The 15,231-nt window shown below is 30.8% G+C and carries 18 protein-coding genes and 1 pseudogene; 12 read left to right on the top strand and 7 right to left on the bottom strand.

Translation table 11 applies throughout. The features are described 5' to 3' along the window. Entirely contained in the window at positions 1 to 1,188 is a 1,188-nt protein-coding gene (locus ACQ629_RS03180; RefSeq protein ID WP_483706501.1) for a BaiN/RdsA family NAD(P)/FAD-dependent oxidoreductase, read from the bottom strand. A 115-nt stretch (positions 1,189 to 1,303) separates the two neighbouring features. Further along, positions 1,304 to 2,143 carry a DUF2911 domain-containing protein gene (locus tag ACQ629_RS03175; RefSeq protein WP_483706500.1) on the bottom strand — a complete coding sequence of 280 codons (840 nt, stop codon included), beginning with the start codon at positions 2,141 to 2,143 and terminating at the stop codon, positions 1,304 to 1,306. Positions 2,144 to 2,250: 107 nt separating this feature from the next. Here ACQ629_RS03175 and ACQ629_RS03170 point away from each other — a divergent pair, with 107 nt between their 5' ends. The 5 genes and pseudogenes from ACQ629_RS03170 to ACQ629_RS03150 all read left to right on the top strand — a co-directional run bounded on the left by ACQ629_RS03170 (position 2,251) and on the right by ACQ629_RS03150 (position 4,892). Then, positions 2,251 to 2,916: an MIP/aquaporin family protein gene (locus tag ACQ629_RS03170; RefSeq protein ID WP_483706499.1), complete on the top strand. Its 666-nt coding sequence runs from the start codon at positions 2,251 to 2,253 to the stop codon at positions 2,914 to 2,916. After that, entirely contained in the window at positions 2,903 to 3,667 is a 765-nt protein-coding gene (locus ACQ629_RS03165; RefSeq protein ID WP_483706498.1) for an NAD-dependent epimerase/dehydratase family protein, read from the top strand. Before ACQ629_RS03170 ends, ACQ629_RS03165 begins: the two co-directional genes overlap by 14 nt. Further along, positions 3,664 to 4,056, top strand: a pseudogene (locus ACQ629_RS03160) (transposase); the annotation flags it as partial. The gene ACQ629_RS03165 and the pseudogene ACQ629_RS03160, both read left to right, overlap by 4 nt. 99 nt (positions 4,057 to 4,155) lie before the next feature. Next, the gene (locus ACQ629_RS03155) at positions 4,156 to 4,320 is read left to right on the top strand and encodes a hypothetical protein (protein ID WP_483706497.1); all 165 of its coding nucleotides are present in this window, start codon (positions 4,156 to 4,158) and stop codon (positions 4,318 to 4,320) included. A gap of 5 nt (positions 4,321 to 4,325) precedes the next feature. Next, positions 4,326 to 4,892, top strand: coding sequence for a hypothetical protein (locus ACQ629_RS03150; protein WP_483706496.1), 567 nt, complete (start codon positions 4,326 to 4,328; stop codon positions 4,890 to 4,892). A 294-nt stretch (positions 4,893 to 5,186) separates the two neighbouring features. On the opposite strand, the gene gldG is transcribed toward ACQ629_RS03150, so the two are convergent. The 5 genes from gldG to ACQ629_RS03125 are packed head-to-tail and all read right to left on the bottom strand — an operon-like array spanning position 5,187 to position 9,218. Beyond that, entirely contained in the window at positions 5,187 to 6,827 is a 1,641-nt protein-coding gene (gldG, locus tag ACQ629_RS03145; RefSeq protein WP_483706495.1) for a gliding motility-associated ABC transporter substrate-binding protein GldG, read from the bottom strand. Continuing rightward, the gene (gene gldF / locus ACQ629_RS03140) at positions 6,820 to 7,530 is read right to left on the bottom strand and encodes a gliding motility-associated ABC transporter permease subunit GldF (RefSeq protein WP_483706494.1); all 711 of its coding nucleotides are present in this window, start codon (positions 7,528 to 7,530) and stop codon (positions 6,820 to 6,822) included. Before gldF ends, gldG begins: the two co-directional genes overlap by 8 nt. Next, positions 7,530 to 8,054, bottom strand: a complete 525-nt coding sequence (locus ACQ629_RS03135; RefSeq protein WP_483706493.1) for a GNAT family N-acetyltransferase — start codon at positions 8,052 to 8,054, stop codon at positions 7,530 to 7,532. Before ACQ629_RS03135 ends, gldF begins: the two co-directional genes overlap by 1 nt. Further along, positions 8,054 to 8,350, bottom strand: a complete 297-nt coding sequence (locus ACQ629_RS03130; RefSeq protein WP_483706492.1) for a putative quinol monooxygenase — start codon at positions 8,348 to 8,350, stop codon at positions 8,054 to 8,056. Before ACQ629_RS03130 ends, ACQ629_RS03135 begins: the two co-directional genes overlap by 1 nt. A gap of 4 nt (positions 8,351 to 8,354) precedes the next feature. Beyond that, positions 8,355 to 9,218, bottom strand: coding sequence for an SAM hydrolase/SAM-dependent halogenase family protein (locus ACQ629_RS03125; RefSeq protein ID WP_483706491.1), 864 nt, complete (start codon positions 9,216 to 9,218; stop codon positions 8,355 to 8,357). A gap of 119 nt (positions 9,219 to 9,337) precedes the next feature. On the opposite strand from ACQ629_RS03125, the gene ACQ629_RS03120 reads away from it, so the two are divergent. From ACQ629_RS03120 to ACQ629_RS03090, 7 genes are all read left to right on the top strand, one after another. After that, complete coding sequence (locus ACQ629_RS03120; protein ID WP_483706490.1) at positions 9,338 to 10,291, top strand: PhoH family protein; 954 nt, start codon at positions 9,338 to 9,340, stop codon at positions 10,289 to 10,291. A gap of 1 nt (position 10,292) precedes the next feature. Further along, the gene (locus tag ACQ629_RS03115; RefSeq protein WP_483706489.1) at positions 10,293 to 10,475 is read left to right on the top strand and encodes a hypothetical protein; all 183 of its coding nucleotides are present in this window, start codon (positions 10,293 to 10,295) and stop codon (positions 10,473 to 10,475) included. A gap of 62 nt (positions 10,476 to 10,537) precedes the next feature. Next, positions 10,538 to 11,983 (top strand): bifunctional metallophosphatase/5'-nucleotidase, encoded by a 1,446-nt coding sequence (locus ACQ629_RS03110; RefSeq protein ID WP_483706488.1) that lies wholly within the window; start codon positions 10,538 to 10,540, stop codon positions 11,981 to 11,983. Positions 11,984 to 12,085: 102 nt separating this feature from the next. Next, a complete protein-coding gene (locus ACQ629_RS03105; protein ID WP_483706487.1) occupies positions 12,086 to 13,033 on the top strand; it encodes a phosphoribosylaminoimidazolesuccinocarboxamide synthase in 948 nt (315 codons plus the stop codon). After that, positions 13,026 to 13,436, top strand: a complete 411-nt coding sequence (locus tag ACQ629_RS03100; protein ID WP_483706486.1) for a glyoxalase — start codon at positions 13,026 to 13,028, stop codon at positions 13,434 to 13,436. The genes ACQ629_RS03105 and ACQ629_RS03100 overlap by 8 nt, the downstream gene beginning before the upstream one ends. Next, complete coding sequence (fabV, locus tag ACQ629_RS03095; RefSeq protein WP_483706485.1) at positions 13,414 to 14,601, top strand: enoyl-ACP reductase FabV; 1,188 nt, start codon at positions 13,414 to 13,416, stop codon at positions 14,599 to 14,601. The genes ACQ629_RS03100 and fabV overlap by 23 nt, the downstream gene beginning before the upstream one ends. Positions 14,602 to 14,684: 83 nt before the next feature. After that, entirely contained in the window at positions 14,685 to 15,161 is a 477-nt protein-coding gene (locus ACQ629_RS03090) for a hypothetical protein (protein ID WP_483706484.1), read from the top strand. The last annotated feature ends 70 nt before the right edge of the window (positions 15,162 to 15,231 follow it).

Raw genomic sequence — 15,231 nt, 5'->3', positions numbered from 1 at the left:
TTATTCTTTTTCATTAAAGTGCTTAGCAACGTAGGCACCCATACTAAAACAGGCTTGTAATAAATAACCTCCGGTAGGGGCATTCCAATCTAACATTTCACCGATACAATAATTATTTTTGAGTTTTTTTAACTCGAAGTTTTCGTTGACTTCGTTTAAAGGAATTCCACCAGTAGTTGAAATAGCTTCATTTAAAGGAGCGGCAGCTTCAATAATAAGTGGTAAGTTTTTTACCTTTTCAGCAATACTGTTTTTATCGATGTACTCTTCTTTTGTTAAAGTAGTTTTTAAAAGAGTAATTTGAGGTAGACTTAACTTCAATATTTTTTTAAGAATATCAGTTGTTCTTAAATGAGAATCATTTATTTTTTTAGCAACTTCAGTAAAGGTAAGCATCGGTTTTAAATCTAAATAAACCACAGGTTTTATATTAGCAGATAGTTGCGATTGTATTTGCGGACTCAAAGCGTAAATGGCATTTCCTTCTAGTCCGAATTTAGTAATAACCAATTCTCCTTTTTGTTTTTTATCCAAACAAGAAAGCGCCATGTTTTTTAAAGGTTGCCCTTCATTTTTAGATATAAAATCGCTTTTCCAGTTAATATTATAAGCACAGTTTGCAGGTGAAAAAGGAAGTATATTTATATCTTTTTCCTTGAAATTATCCGTCCAATTACCATCTGATCCAGTAATTTTCCAACTAGCGCCACCCAATGAAAAAATAGTGTAATCAGCATTGATAGTTTTGTTGTCATTAAAAACCAATTCACTTTTATCATTCCAACCTTTCCATTCATAATTGTACACGAATTGTATATTTTTATCAATTAAAAACTGTTTGATGTTAGTAAGAACTGTAATAGGTTTAATTCCTTTTTCAGGATATATACGATTACTACTTCCTACAAAAGTTGGAATATCAATAGATAATAACCAGTTACGTAAATCTTCATTCGTAAAGTTTAATAAAGCATTTTTAAGAAATGAAGTAGGTGTGTAACGAGCAATTATATTATCAATAGATTCTCCGTGGCTAAGGTTAAATCCGCCATCACCAGCAACTAAGAATTTTCGTCCTAAAGACTTCTTTTTTTCGTAGATGGTAACATCAAATTTGTTAGTATCTAAAAAAGCTGCAGTAAATAATGCAGATGGACCTCCACCAATAATGGCTATTGATTTTTTCATAGCACAAAGTTACTATTTGTTTTTTATGGTGTGATAAAAAAGGGTACAAAACAAATAAAGTCTGCAACTTTGGTTGCAAACTTTATTTTATATAAACGTTTTTACTCTAAATGGATTACATTTTTGCTAAAAACTCTTTATTCATTTTAATATAATCAGCGTTACCTGCTTTTTCAGCACCAGCTAAAGATGCTTTTGCAGCTTTAACAGCTCCTTTTTTATCACCAGCTTTTGCTAAAATTAAAGATTGCTGACGTAAATACCAAAAACGAGGCTTATCTTTAGTCATGTCTACAGCCTTGTTAATCCAAGTTGCAGCCTTTTTAATGTCTTTACCACTTTGTAAATAATATACAGCAGCAGAATAAAAATCACCTGCTTTTGGCCCTTGCATAGTAGCAGCAATACTTGCTTCTACAGCTTTATCAGTAGGCGTGTTAAATTTCACACCAACATACACATTTTCCCATAACATTCCTAAAACAGCTGAATCGTTTTTAAGGTCGTCAATAGTAATTGTAAAAGATTCTATTTTCATAGGCATCATTTCAACTTTAGCAGTTGTAGATAAAGCTACTTTACTAGCATCCCATTTTTGTGGAGTTCCCCAGTTAGTTGCATCCGTATAAAAAATTACTTCCCAAGCATCTTTTCCAGGCTTGGTATATAAAGCATACGTTCCTTTTTTTAATTCTTTTCCGTCGATAGTAACATCAGTACTAAAAGTAACTTTCGTGTTTTCATTTGCTCCAGTTCTCCATACTTTTCCGTAAGGTACTAAGTCCCCAAAAATGGTTCTTCCTCTCATTCCTGGTCTTGCATATTCAACTGTTACATCAGATAATCCAACAGCTTGTTCTAATTTAGAAGTAGGACTTGGAGCAGGTGTTTTTATTTGTGCGTTTGTAGTTAACGTAAGTGCTGCTACAAATAGGCTTAAAACTATTTTTTTCATGATAATTGATTGTTTTAAATTTAGATGTTAAAATTACAAGTAATAATTCAGTTAAATGTTAATGAAAACTTAAAATAAACATCATTTTTTTAGTTGATATTTGCAATATGAAAAAATATATTTCAGAATTAATAGGAACTTTTGCCTTAGTTTTCTGTGGTACAGGTGCCATGACAGTGAGTGAAATAACCAGCGGAACCGATTTAACGCATACAGGTGTTGCAATTACCTGGGGTTTAATTGTAATGGCAATGATTTATGCTTTCGGAGAAATATCAGGAGCACATTTTAACCCTGCAGTAACAATTGCCTTTGCGTATGCTAAAAAATTTTCATGGAAAGAAGTTCCGAAATATATTATTGCCCAATTACTAGGTGCAATATTGGCAAGTTGTATTTTATGGGTGTTGTTTCCTGCAAGTGAATATTACGGAGCTACGATTCCGTCGTTTGAACCGTGGCGTGCATTTATTTTAGAATTACTACTAACCTTCTTTTTAATGCTAACAATTATTAATGTTTCTAGCGGAAGTAAAGAGGTAGGCGTAATGGCAGGAATTGCTATTGGAGGCGTGGTTTTATTAGAAGCAATGTTTGCTGGGCCAATGACAAAAGCATCTATGAATCCTGTTCGTTCCATTGCTCCAGCTTTGGTTTCTGGGCATTTAGAACATTTGTGGTTATATATATTGGCGCCAATTTTAGGGGCTTTGTTAGCGGTGGTTTCTTGTAAATTAGTTAAAGACGATAATTGTTGTGATGAAGGATGTTAGTATTTTAGGATGTGGTTGGTTAGGAAAACCATTGGCTACATATTTAATAAGTAAAGAATTTATAATAAAAGGTTCTACAACATCTGTAGATAAGCTACCTGTTTTTAAAAACCTTGGAATTAACTCTTTTTTAGTTGATATTGATGAAGTTAATGAACAGACTATTCAACCATTTTTGACTTCTAAAATATTAATCGTAGCAATTCCTTCAAAGAATGTATTAGGTTTTAAAAACCTGATTAGAGAAATAGAAAAGTCAACTATTAAAAAAGTGATTTTTATAAGTTCAACTTCGGTATATCCTAGTTTGAATAAAGAAATGACAGAAAAAAATGCAACAATAAATTCTCCCTTAGTTGAAATAGAAAATGCTTTTAGAGTTAATAAAAACTTTAAAACAACAATAATCCGTTTTGCAGGGCTTTTTGGATATGAACGACAGCCCGGAAATTGGTTTCAAAATAAAAAAGTACCACAACCCAAAGGTTTTGTAAATATGATACATCAAGATGATTGCGTAGAAATTATCTATCAAATTATACAACAAGATGTTTTTGGAGAAGTTTTTAATGCTTGCTCAAATCACCATCCAACACGAAAAGAATATTATATAAACGCGAAGAAAGTATTAAAAAAAGAACCACCAACCTTTGAAGATTCTTCTCCTTTAAAATATAAAATTATAAATGCTGATAAAGTGCAAAAGAGATTGAATTATACTTTTATTTATGGTGATTTGTTAGTTGATTAATAGCGTATTGTTTTATGCCGAGTCATGTTCATTTAATTTTTAGGTCTATAAATGAAGACCCATCAGGATTGATACGAGATTTTAAAGGGTTTACAGCAAGAAAGTTAATTAAAACAATAGAAGAGAATCTACAAGAGAGCAGAAAAGAATGGCTGTTATGGATGATGGAAAGAGGGGGAAGTAAAAAAAGTAATGTTAAAAAGCGCCAGTTTTGGCAATAACATAATAAGCTTATAGAATTGTGGAGTGAAAAAGTAATACAACAAAAGATAGCTTATATACACAACAATCCTGTAGAAAGTGGATTTGTAACAAATCCTATAGATTGGAAATATAGTAGTGCAAGGAACTATCAAGAAGACCAAACTATTTTAGAAATAGATATATGACAATGAGAGATACATATAGTTTGTATAATAGCACAAGCGAGACGCTTGCGCCAGCGGGGGGATTTTCTAGCATCAAAAGATGGGTTTGAATATTACAGAATGATAGAAGGAAGCAAAGAATATTTTGCTAAACTAAAAGACAAAGAAGGGTTACTTATTATTGTAGATAAAGTTACAGATATAACAATAGGTGCTATTACTAATATTATAAAGGATGATAGAAGTGATATTTTCAAAGAAGAAAATAACATGAATAAAAATTAAATAACATGAAGAACAGTTTATTAATTATATATACTATTATTTTAATAACTACTACAGTTTTTAATAGCGGTTATTTTCTGGATTTAAAAGATTATAGTGTATTTCGAGCAAGTAATTTATCATCAATGTATATTTTATTAATAGTTTTATTTGGTTTATGTTTTCTAATGGGAAAATTTTTTGAAAAGAAAGGATATAACGGGTTAACGTTAATTTATACTTTACCTGTGGTGTTACTTTTAGTTTCTTCTAGAGTTTACTATTTAAAAAGAGATAAATTATTATTGAATAGTAAGGTTATTATTGATAGAGCTATTATAGTAGAAAAAAGTAATTCAAAATTTTCTTGGCATGCAATCTCTAGATTTAAGATAAATAAAAGTAAGGATAGTATAAGTAAATACTTTAAAATAAATGGAAGTTTATTAAAGAGAAAAAAAATAGGAGATACAATTTTAATAAAATATGTATTAGAGTGTCCTAATATTGCTACAGATTATAATTTCTCACCTACTCAAGAAGAAATTAAATATTATAAAGGAGGGAAAGTTATATATCCTGTGAAAAAATAATTGTATTCCCGATAGCGCGGATTTGCAACCCGCTAGCGCGAGCATCCTGCTCGTGCCATCAAAGATAATTAATAGTAAAAAAGTATAATAATTATTACGAGCGAGACCCTCGAACTAGCAAAAAATGAAGTGAGCAAAATAAAAGGCAGCGTAAAAAGAATAAATGAGTAGAAAATATAAATTTCATAATAAGTCCTCGCTAGCGCTAGCATCCTGCTTGTGACTGCATTAGTGAGTTTCTTTCACAAGGAAAAAAATGTTGTAAACCTTTACATATGAAAATTTGTTAGCTGATTAAGAATACTTCCGCTTCCTTAAATAATTGAAACCAAAACCAAACAACGCAAGTAGTAGTAACGGAACTCCAATATTTATAAATTGCCAAAAGCTTTTTTCATTGTATGCTTTCTGTTTATCTAATAAATTAATGGTTACTGTTTTATTACGAAGATTTATTAAACCTGAATCATCCAAAAGATAATCGATTGTATTGATTAAGAAATCTTTATTTCCGAATTGCTCACCTGTCCATTTATCTAAAGCTAAATCGTGTGGTTTCCCTTTTAAAATCTGATTTTTGGCAATATCTCCATCAGCAATAACCACCATTTTATTTGCCTTACTTTCTGCTTTAAAAAGCGGTGTTTTAAAAGGTTTCGTTCTGTTTTTATAAGCTGAATTAAAAGTACCTTCTAATAAGACCGCTAAAAGTTGCGGCCCACTATTAAATTCGTTTTCTACAGGTTGTTTAGCGATACTTTGTAACTCAACAAAATTAGGAGTTCCTATTTTTTTTGTAAGTACAGAAGTAACTAATAAAGGTGTTTTTTTTAGACTTCCTTTTAAAGTGTCTATTTGCGTAGCAAAACGAAAACGAATAGGAGCAAGGTTTTTAGTAATCGGATGCTTCGGATTTCCGTTTACCAACGGATGGTAAAACCAATTTAAATGTTGAAACTGTGCTTGATTTCCAACATTACCAGTCGCTAATGGAATTTTAGCGGAATACAAATCTTGAATTAATTTGTTGTTTACACGAACTTGGTAGCTAAATAATAAATCGGTTAAATTTAAATCACGTGGAAAAGCTAACATTTTTCCGTTGTTATATAAACTATCAGTATCTGCATAATTTTGATCAATCATCCAAAGAGATTTTCCTCCATTGGTAATAAATTGATCTAAAGTGAATTTTTCTTCTTCTGTAAAACGTTCCGTAGGTTTGGCTATAATTGCCAAATCGTATTTTGCTAAGTCGGTTACTGTTTTTTGCGGATTAGTTGCTACGTTATTTAAAGTAAATTTCGCTAAACGGTATTTTTTACCGAGCTCGGTTAGTAAGCTGTATAATTGAATATCTTCTAATTGACCATTACCAGCAATTACAGCTATTTTTGGCTTTGTTGTTTTGGTGATGTTATGAATTGCGTTAGCAAAAGAATATTCTAATTTCTCAATAGCGTTTTGCAATTGATTTTCTTGTGTTTTGGCTAGCGAATTTGGTAATAAAGAAACCAATTCTGTTTGTTCACCAACACTAATTTCTGCCCAAGGAAAAATAATAGCTTCAGATAAATTACCGTCTTCTTCAACAGTTAATTGACTTGGCATCATTCCTCTTTTTATCAAACGTTCACGAATATTTTTCGGATTGATAAATCGAAAGCGAACATTAGAGTTTGTTGCTTTTAATTCTTCTAAAAACTGACGTGTTTCTGTTTGTAAACGTTTAAACTCTGCAGGAAAATCGCCTTCTAAATACACGTTTATTAAAATAGTGTTATCTAGTTTTTCGAGCAACTTATAGGTAACATCAGAAATTGTATATCGTTTATCTTGCGTTAAATCGAATCGCTTATAAACAGCATTAGAAAGGTAGTTTATCAAGATTAATCCGATAAGTGCAAAAGCAATATGTTGTAGCTTCTTATTCATTTTTTAATTGTTGTTTGGTGATGAATAAAAAGAAAATAGTAACGCTTAAAAAGTAAATAACATCGCGAGTATCTACCACACCGCGACTAATACTTTTAAAGTGTTCGTTAATTCCGAATTGCTGAATCGAATTTCCTAAAGTGTCACTTACTGCATCAAATCCGTAGAATAAAATAAAAGTGATAAATATACTTAAGATAAAAGCTACTATTTGATTTTTAGAAAGGGTAGAAGTAAATAAGCCAACCGCGGTATAAGTAGCAGCTAAAAAAAGTAATCCTAAATACGAACCAATTGTACTACCAATATCTAAATTACCAATAGGATTTCCTAGCAAATAAACGGTATATACATATGTTAAAGTAGGTAGCAACGCAATGCATACTAAAAGTAAAGAAGCTGTGAATTTACCAAGTACAATTTGCCAATCGGTTACTGGTTTGGTTTTTAAAATCTCTATGGTTCCGCTATTAAACTCATCAGCAAAACTCTTCATGGTAATTGCCGGAATCAGAAATAAAAATAACCAAGGCGCTAAATAAAAGAAAGAACTTAAATCGGCAAAACCAGCATTTAAAATATTGAAATTGTCTTTAAAAACCCATAAGAATAATCCGTTTACGAGTAAAAAAACACCGATAACTAAATAAGCTATTGGTGATGCAAAAAATGAGTTGAATTCTTTTTTTAGTATGGCGTACATTATTCTTGGGTTATATCGAGGCGAAAAATAGTATTGTCGTCAAATAAATCCTCATCATCTAAAATAAACTGATGTTTTTGTAATAACGTTGTTGATGCAGTATTTTTTTGATGTGTAAAAGCTTCAATGGTGTTTAGTTCTAAAACCGATTTACCATACTCTAAAACAGTAGCCATAGCTTCACTCATAAAACCTTCATTGTGAAAATCGGGATTTAATTCATAGCCAATTTCTGCATAATTATTTTCGGCATTGATATTATGATAAACAATGGTACCAATTATTTGGTTGCTTTCTTGATGCTGAATTGCCCAAAAAATTCGATTTCCTTTTTCAAATTCATCCAAACAAGTTTGAATAAAAGAATCAGCATCATTTAAGTTTTTAGGCGTATCTCTAACAATCAATTTGTTGATTTCTTTGTTAGAACGCAGTTTAAAAATAGTTCGTTTATCGTTAAAAGATAATTGACGTAATGTTAATCTTTCGGTAGATAATTCAGGGAAAATTGTAGGGTAGTTCATTATGGTAGGCTTACGGTTTTGTCAACACTCCAAGCTAATGGTTTGTCGTTAAATAATACTTTTGTTTGTGCCCAAACTCCTTTAAATAAATCAGAGTTTCGGTAGTTTTCTAAATCTTGTTCGGTTTCCCAGTAGCTGTAAGTAAAAAAGATATCAGAATTTGTTTTGTCTCTATACAATTCTAATAAACGGCAACCTGGCGAGTTTCTAATAAACTCTTTTTTGGTATTGAAGTTAGCTAAGAACGCTTCAATTTTTTCTGATTGAAAACTCATTTTTACAATTCGTACAAACATATAATTAATTTATTGTGGTAAAATTTGGTGCTGTAATCGTTTCAAATTCAATGGTAATAGTATCTCTATATCCTAAACCTAACAATGATGATGCGCCACCAACGGTGTTTAAATTACTTCGATAAATAGCAATTTCTAAAAAACCTCCCGAATTAAAAATGGCAAGCTTTTCTCCGTCATAGCGTCTTTTTTCTTCAGGAATAGTATAATCTACAATCTCGTTATAACGATTGTAAATTTTATTAAAAAAAGAGCGTTTTGCTGAAATTTTAAAATCTCGGCCTTTTCCTATAGTATTAAAGAGTTTTTTATTGATATTGGTAATTACATTTCCGTAGTTATCTATATAAATAACGCCACCAATAATAACAGTTTGAGCCTGATTTACTTTTGGCTGTATTTCAATAATATTTTTATAAGAAGTTATTTCTTTACCTATTACATTTAAGCTACCGCCACGAGCAATATGCGAAGCTACCTGTACAAAAACATCCAACACAGGGAAACTGGTTTCTATATGATTATGAATGTTGATTTCTACAATTTTAGTAGGATTAATTTCTGAAGCAATCATAGATATTAATCCGTTATTAGGACAAATAAAATAATGGTTATCTAATTCAATGGCAATATGTTTATTGTCTACGCTTAATTCAGAATCTACCCCAATAATATGTATTGTCTTGTCAGGAAAACTCTTGTAGGTATTCTTTAAAATATAAGCAGTTTCGGTAATGTTAAAAGGCGTTATATGATGTGTAATGTCAACAATTTTGGCCTCAGGTAATTCACTATATATCGCCCCTTTTACAGCCCCTACAAAGTGATCTTTTATTCCGAAATCGGTGGTTAATGTAATTAGAGACATTAATATAAGTACTTGTTAATTAATAGGTTGAAAAAATAGGCTTAATTTTATAGCAAAACTACATAAATCAATAAAAATAATCATTATTTTTAAAGTGAATAAATTAAAACTTTTATCAATTGAACGAACGTATCATTGAAATAACAGAAATTGACCCAAATGAGTTTTTTGGAGCTCAAAATAGTACGATAACTGAGTTGAAAAAGTATTTTCCGAAAGTTAAAATTGTAGCCAGAGGAAATAAGCTTAAAGTTTATGGTGAGCCCGAGATTTTAGATGAACTCGAAAAACGGGTTGATATGCTAATGAAATACTTTAATAAGTATAATAAGTTAGATGAAAACAGTATCGAGCGTGTTCTAACATCAACAGGTAAAGAAGAAGAAATTCGAAAATCAGGAAAAATTGAAGGTGTTTTAGTGCATGGAGTTAATGGTAAATTAATAAAACCGCAAACAACAAATCAGCGTAAAATGGTTGATTTGATGGGTAAAAATGATATGTTATTTGCTGTTGGGCCAGCAGGTACAGGGAAAACATATACAGCGGTAGCATTGGCTGTAAAAGCATTAAAAGAAAAAGAAGTTCGCCGAATAATTTTAACAAGGCCAGCGGTAGAATCGGGCGAAAATTTAGGTTTTCTTCCGGGAGATTTAAAAGAAAAACTAGACCCGTATATGCAACCTTTATACGATGCGTTGCGTGATATGATTCCGCATGAAAAACTAGAGTCACATTTAGAAAAAGGAATTATACAAATTGCTCCCTTGGCATTTATGCGTGGTCGCACGTTAGATAATGCTTTTGTTATTTTAGATGAAGCGCAAAATACAACGCACAACCAAATGAAAATGTTTTTAACAAGAATGGGAATGCATGCAAAATTTATTATTACCGGAGATCCTGGCCAAATAGATTTACCTCGCAAACAAATTTCTGGTTTAAAAGAATCATTACTGGCTTTAAAAGATATTAAAGGAATTGCAATGGTGTATTTAGATGATAAAGATGTAGTGCGTCATCGATTAATAAAAAGTATCATTAAAGCGTATAAAAGTATAGAAACTGAATAATATGAAAAAGAAAGTAATCGCTTTATTGGGACTTTTAATTTGCATTATAGGTGCAACTATTTATTTTTTAGAATATAATAACAACCCTATTCTTCCCTCTTTCTTAGAAGGAACAAGTTTGTTTATTCTGCTTTTAGGGTCATCAGTTGCTTTTTTTTATTCTCTTTTTGATAGGAAAAAATAAAATAACAACTACTATTTTTAATAATACATCAAATTGATAAAACGATTAAAATTTTCAATAGAATGAAAAATAAATTACCTTTTTATTTTCTAAATATAATCTCTCTTTTAATACTTTTTTCATGTTCACCAAAGACAGATAATAACAATGATAATATAGAAAAAAGCATAACACTTTTTTTTGTAAATGATCAGCATGCACGATTGGACAATTTCGCTAAAATTAAATATATAATTGATAAGGAAAAAGAAAATAATAGTGTAGTTGTAGCGTGTAGTGGCGACATGTTTTCAGGCAGTCCAGTGGTTGATAATTATACAGACAATCAAGGATACCCAATGATTGATGTTATGAATAGAGTAGGATTTGATATTTCAGTTTTAGGGAATCACGAATTCGACTACGGTGAAGAAACATTGAAAGATAGAATAGATCAATCTAATTTTAAATGGGTGTGCGCAAATGTTGATATGTTAGAAACCAATGTGCCGCAACCAAACGAATATTATACGGTTTTAAAAGATGGTTTAAAAATTACGTTTTTAGGTTTGGTAGAAACAAACGGAAAAGAAAACGGTACAATTCCGTCTACACATCCATGGAAAGTTCAAAACTTTGCTTTTCAAAGACCAGAAGCTGTTGTAAGCAAATATAAGGATGTTAAGAAATCTGAAGATTCAGATCTTTTTATTGCATTAACTCATTTAGGGCATTCTACAAATAAAGGGTTAGGAGATGTACAATTAGCAGAACAATATCCGTATTTCGATTTAATAGTAGGTGGTCATTCTCATCAAGAAATAAACACAGTTGAAAACGGAATTCCTATTTTTCAATCAGGATCTTATTTAAAGAATTTAGGAAAAATTGAAATATCAGTAAAAAATAAAGCAATTACTAATATTAAATATACACTTATCAATCTTGATGAAGTAACAGAATATGATCAAAATTTAAAAGATATTATTGACGGTTATAACGATTTGCCAGAATTAAAAGAAGTAGTTGGTGAGTCATTAATATATCACGAAAAACATAAAGTAGGTTGTTTTTATGCTGATGCTCTTAAAAGTGCCATGAATGTAGATGTTTCTTTTCAAAATTCTGGAGGTGTTAGGAGCTCTTTAGATAAAGGAGATATTACTAAAAAAGAAATATATACGATCGAGCCTTTTAATAACGGAACCGTAAAATACGATATGAGTGTTCAACAGATAAAGGATTTTTTAATAGGTTCAAAATCTGGATTTTATTATTCAGGGATTACAATTGAACAAAAAGGAGATGAACTTGAAATTAAAGATGCCGCTGGTAATTTAATTGATAATAGTACGATACTTTCTGTAGGTTTAAATGATTATATTCCTGCAGTTCACGATGAGTATTTCCCTGAAGAGAATAAAGTTCAAGACCTTTCGGCAGCAGAATCAATAATGTCTTATTTAAAAAACACCAACTCAGAGGTAAATTATCCTAGTTGTGCTAATTACTTTAAATACACTATTTAGGTCTTTTTTACGAAAGATAATTTCGATAATTAAAAAGTGTTGTTAAATAAAAAAGAAGAATAAATAACATATTTTTGTAGCCAACAACACAACAAACAAAAAATGAATACAATTAACGAAACTCACTTTCAGTTTCCAAAACAAAAATCTGTTTACAAAGGTAAAGTAAGAGAGGTTTATAATATTAATGATGAGTTATTAGTGATGATAGCTTCTGATAGATTATCTGCTTTCGATGTAGTTTTACCACGTCAAATTCCTTTTAAGGGGCAAATTTTAAATCAGATTGCGACCAAAATGATGAATGACACAGCAGATATTGTTCCGAATTGGTTACATGCAAATCCTGATGAAAACGTAGCAATTGGCTATTTATGTGAGCCTTTTAAGGTAGAAATGGTAATTCGTGGCTACATGTCTGGTCATGCAGCGCGTGAATATAAAGCAGGTAAAAGAGTTTTATGTGGCGTAACAATGGCAGAAGGAATGAAAGAGAACGACAAGTTTCCTATTCCTATAATAACACCATCTACCAAAGCTGATAATGGTGATCATGATGAAGATATTACACGTGAAGAAATTTTAGCTAAAAATGTAGTTTCTGAAGAAGATTACATCATTTTAGAAAAATATACCAGGGCATTGTTTCAAAGAGGAACTGAAATTGCAGCTTCTCGCGGATTGATTTTAGTAGATACTAAATATGAGTTCGGAAAAGCAAAGGATGGTAAAATTGTTTTGATTGATGAAATTCATACGCCAGATTCTTCTCGTTATTTTTATACTGAAGGATATCAGCAAAGACAAGATAAAGGAGAAGCTCAAAAGCAATTATCAAAAGAATTTGTGCGTCAGTGGTTAATTGAAAATGATTTTCAAGGAAAAGACGGACAACAAATTCCTGAAATGTCTAACGAAAAGGTTATCGAGATTTCAAATAGATATATCGAATTGTACGAACAAATTACAGGAGAGAAATTTGTAAAAGCAAATACAACAAACGTATTAGATCGTATAGAAAAAAATGTAGTTAATTTTTTAAATGGATAGTAACAAAATAAGTATTCGTCCGGTTTTAAATTTATCCTCTGAAATTCCTGTAGAAGATTTTCAGAATAAAACAATACGGCCAATTTTAAAGTTACAGCACGAGCTGCTTTTACAATTTTTTGTTTTCTTTTGTAAGAATCAAAAAGTAGATATTTTAAATATCGAAAAAGAGAAATTTAATAAAGCGGTGAACAATATCACCAAAAAAAACATAAATTTAAAAAATCAGTTTTTAGGTTTAATTATAGGTCAGTTTACCGTTGGTGAATTTGAGTTTTATAAAGAAAACAATGCTGATATTAATAAAAGAATTTTAACGATGATTGGGCAACGAATTAAAGATAGCCAATTAGAAATTAAAGATTTTAAAACAAACAACAATGATAATAGAACCAAGAACTAGAGGGTTTATTTGTTTAACATCTCACCCAATAGGATGCGAGCAAAACATAAAAGATCAAATAGCATACGTACAATCGAAAGGTAAAATAGAAGGCGCTAAAAAAGTATTAGTAATAGGTGCCTCAACAGGTTTCGGATTGGCATCAAGAATTTCAAGTGCCTTTGGTTCTGACGCAGCAACGATCGGAGTTTTCTTTGATAAGCCAGCGACAGAAGGAAGACCAGGATCGCCAGGTTTTTACAATACAGCAGCTTTCGAACAAGAAGCAACAAAAGCAGGTTTGTATGCAAAAAGTATCAACGGAGATGCTTTTTCTAACGAAATAAAAGAGCAAGTTGTAAACTTAATCAAAGAGGATTTAGGTCAAATTGATTTAGTAATTTATAGTTTAGCATCACCGGTAAGAACGCATCCCACATCAGGAAAACGCTTTAAGTCGGTTTTAAAACCAATCGGAGAAGTTTTTACGAACAAAACAGTTGATTTTCATACAGGAAAAGTATCAGAAATATCTATAAATCCTGCCGAAGGTGAAGATGTTGAAAATACAGTAACGGTAATGGGAGGTGAAGATTGGAAAATGTGGATGGACGCATTGCAATCTGAGAACTTATTATCAGAAGGTGCTACAACAGTTGCTTATTCTTACATTGGTCCAGAAGTAACAAAGCCAGTATACAGAAACGGAACAATTGGTGCCGCAAAAGACGATTTAGAAGCAACAGCTTTTAAAATTACAGATGATTTAAAATCATTAAACGGAAAAGCGTATGTTTCAGTAAATAAAGCATTGGTGACACAAGCTAGTTCTGCAATACCGGTAATTCCGTTATATATTTCTTTATTATTTAAAGTGATGAAGGAAAAAGGAATTCACGAAGGATGTATCGAGCAAATTCAACGTTTGTATAGCGAACGTTTGTTTGGTGGTGATTTAAATTTAGATGCTAAAGGTAGAATTAGAGTTGATGACTGGGAAATGCGTGAAGATGTACAAGTAGAAATAGCAGAATTATGGAAAAAAGCAACTACAGAAAATTTAGCCGAGATAGGAGATTTAGAGGGGTATAGTAAAGAATTTTTTAAGTTATTCGGATTTAAAGTTGACGGAGTAGATTATGATGTTGATGTTAACGAATTGGTTAATATTCCTAGTATTCAATAAGTCGATAAAAAATTAAATTGAAAACCTCATAGATGTTAAGTCTATGAGGTTTTTTAGTTATATTCAATTTTTTAAATTATAGTATGGAAACAGCTACAGTAAAAGCATTAAAAGATGAATTAAAACATAAAAATTCTAACGAATTGTTAGAGCTGTGTTTAAAATTAGCGCGATTCAAAAAAGAAAATAAAGAATTACTTACCTACTTATTATTTGAATCTCATGATGAAGAAAGATATATTTTAGGTGTAAAAAATGATATAGATATATTATTTGAAGGCATTAATACTAAAAGTTATTTTTTTATCAGAAAAAGTGCACGTAAAATATTAACAAGTGCTAAAAAGTATATCCGTTTTTCAAAGAAAAAAGAAACAGAGGTCGAATTGCTTTTGTATTTCTGTATAAAACTTAAAAACTTTAAGCCTTCCATAAAAAATAGTCCGCGTTTGCAAAACATATTAACGGCGCAAGTAAAGTTGATAGAGAAACTAATAACAACGCTACACGAAGATTTACAATATGATTATCGACTTGAATTAGATAAATTAAAAGATTAGAAAAATATATACTTGATAAGTCAATTAGTTTAACCTACTGTCACTTTTTAAAAAGATAAATTGTTATTTA

The sequence above is a fragment of the Tenacibaculum sp. SM2510 genome (genome assembly GCF_057002845.1).
The sequence above is the reverse complement of the archived record's forward strand: the minus strand, read 5'-3'. Positions and strand labels throughout refer to the sequence as shown.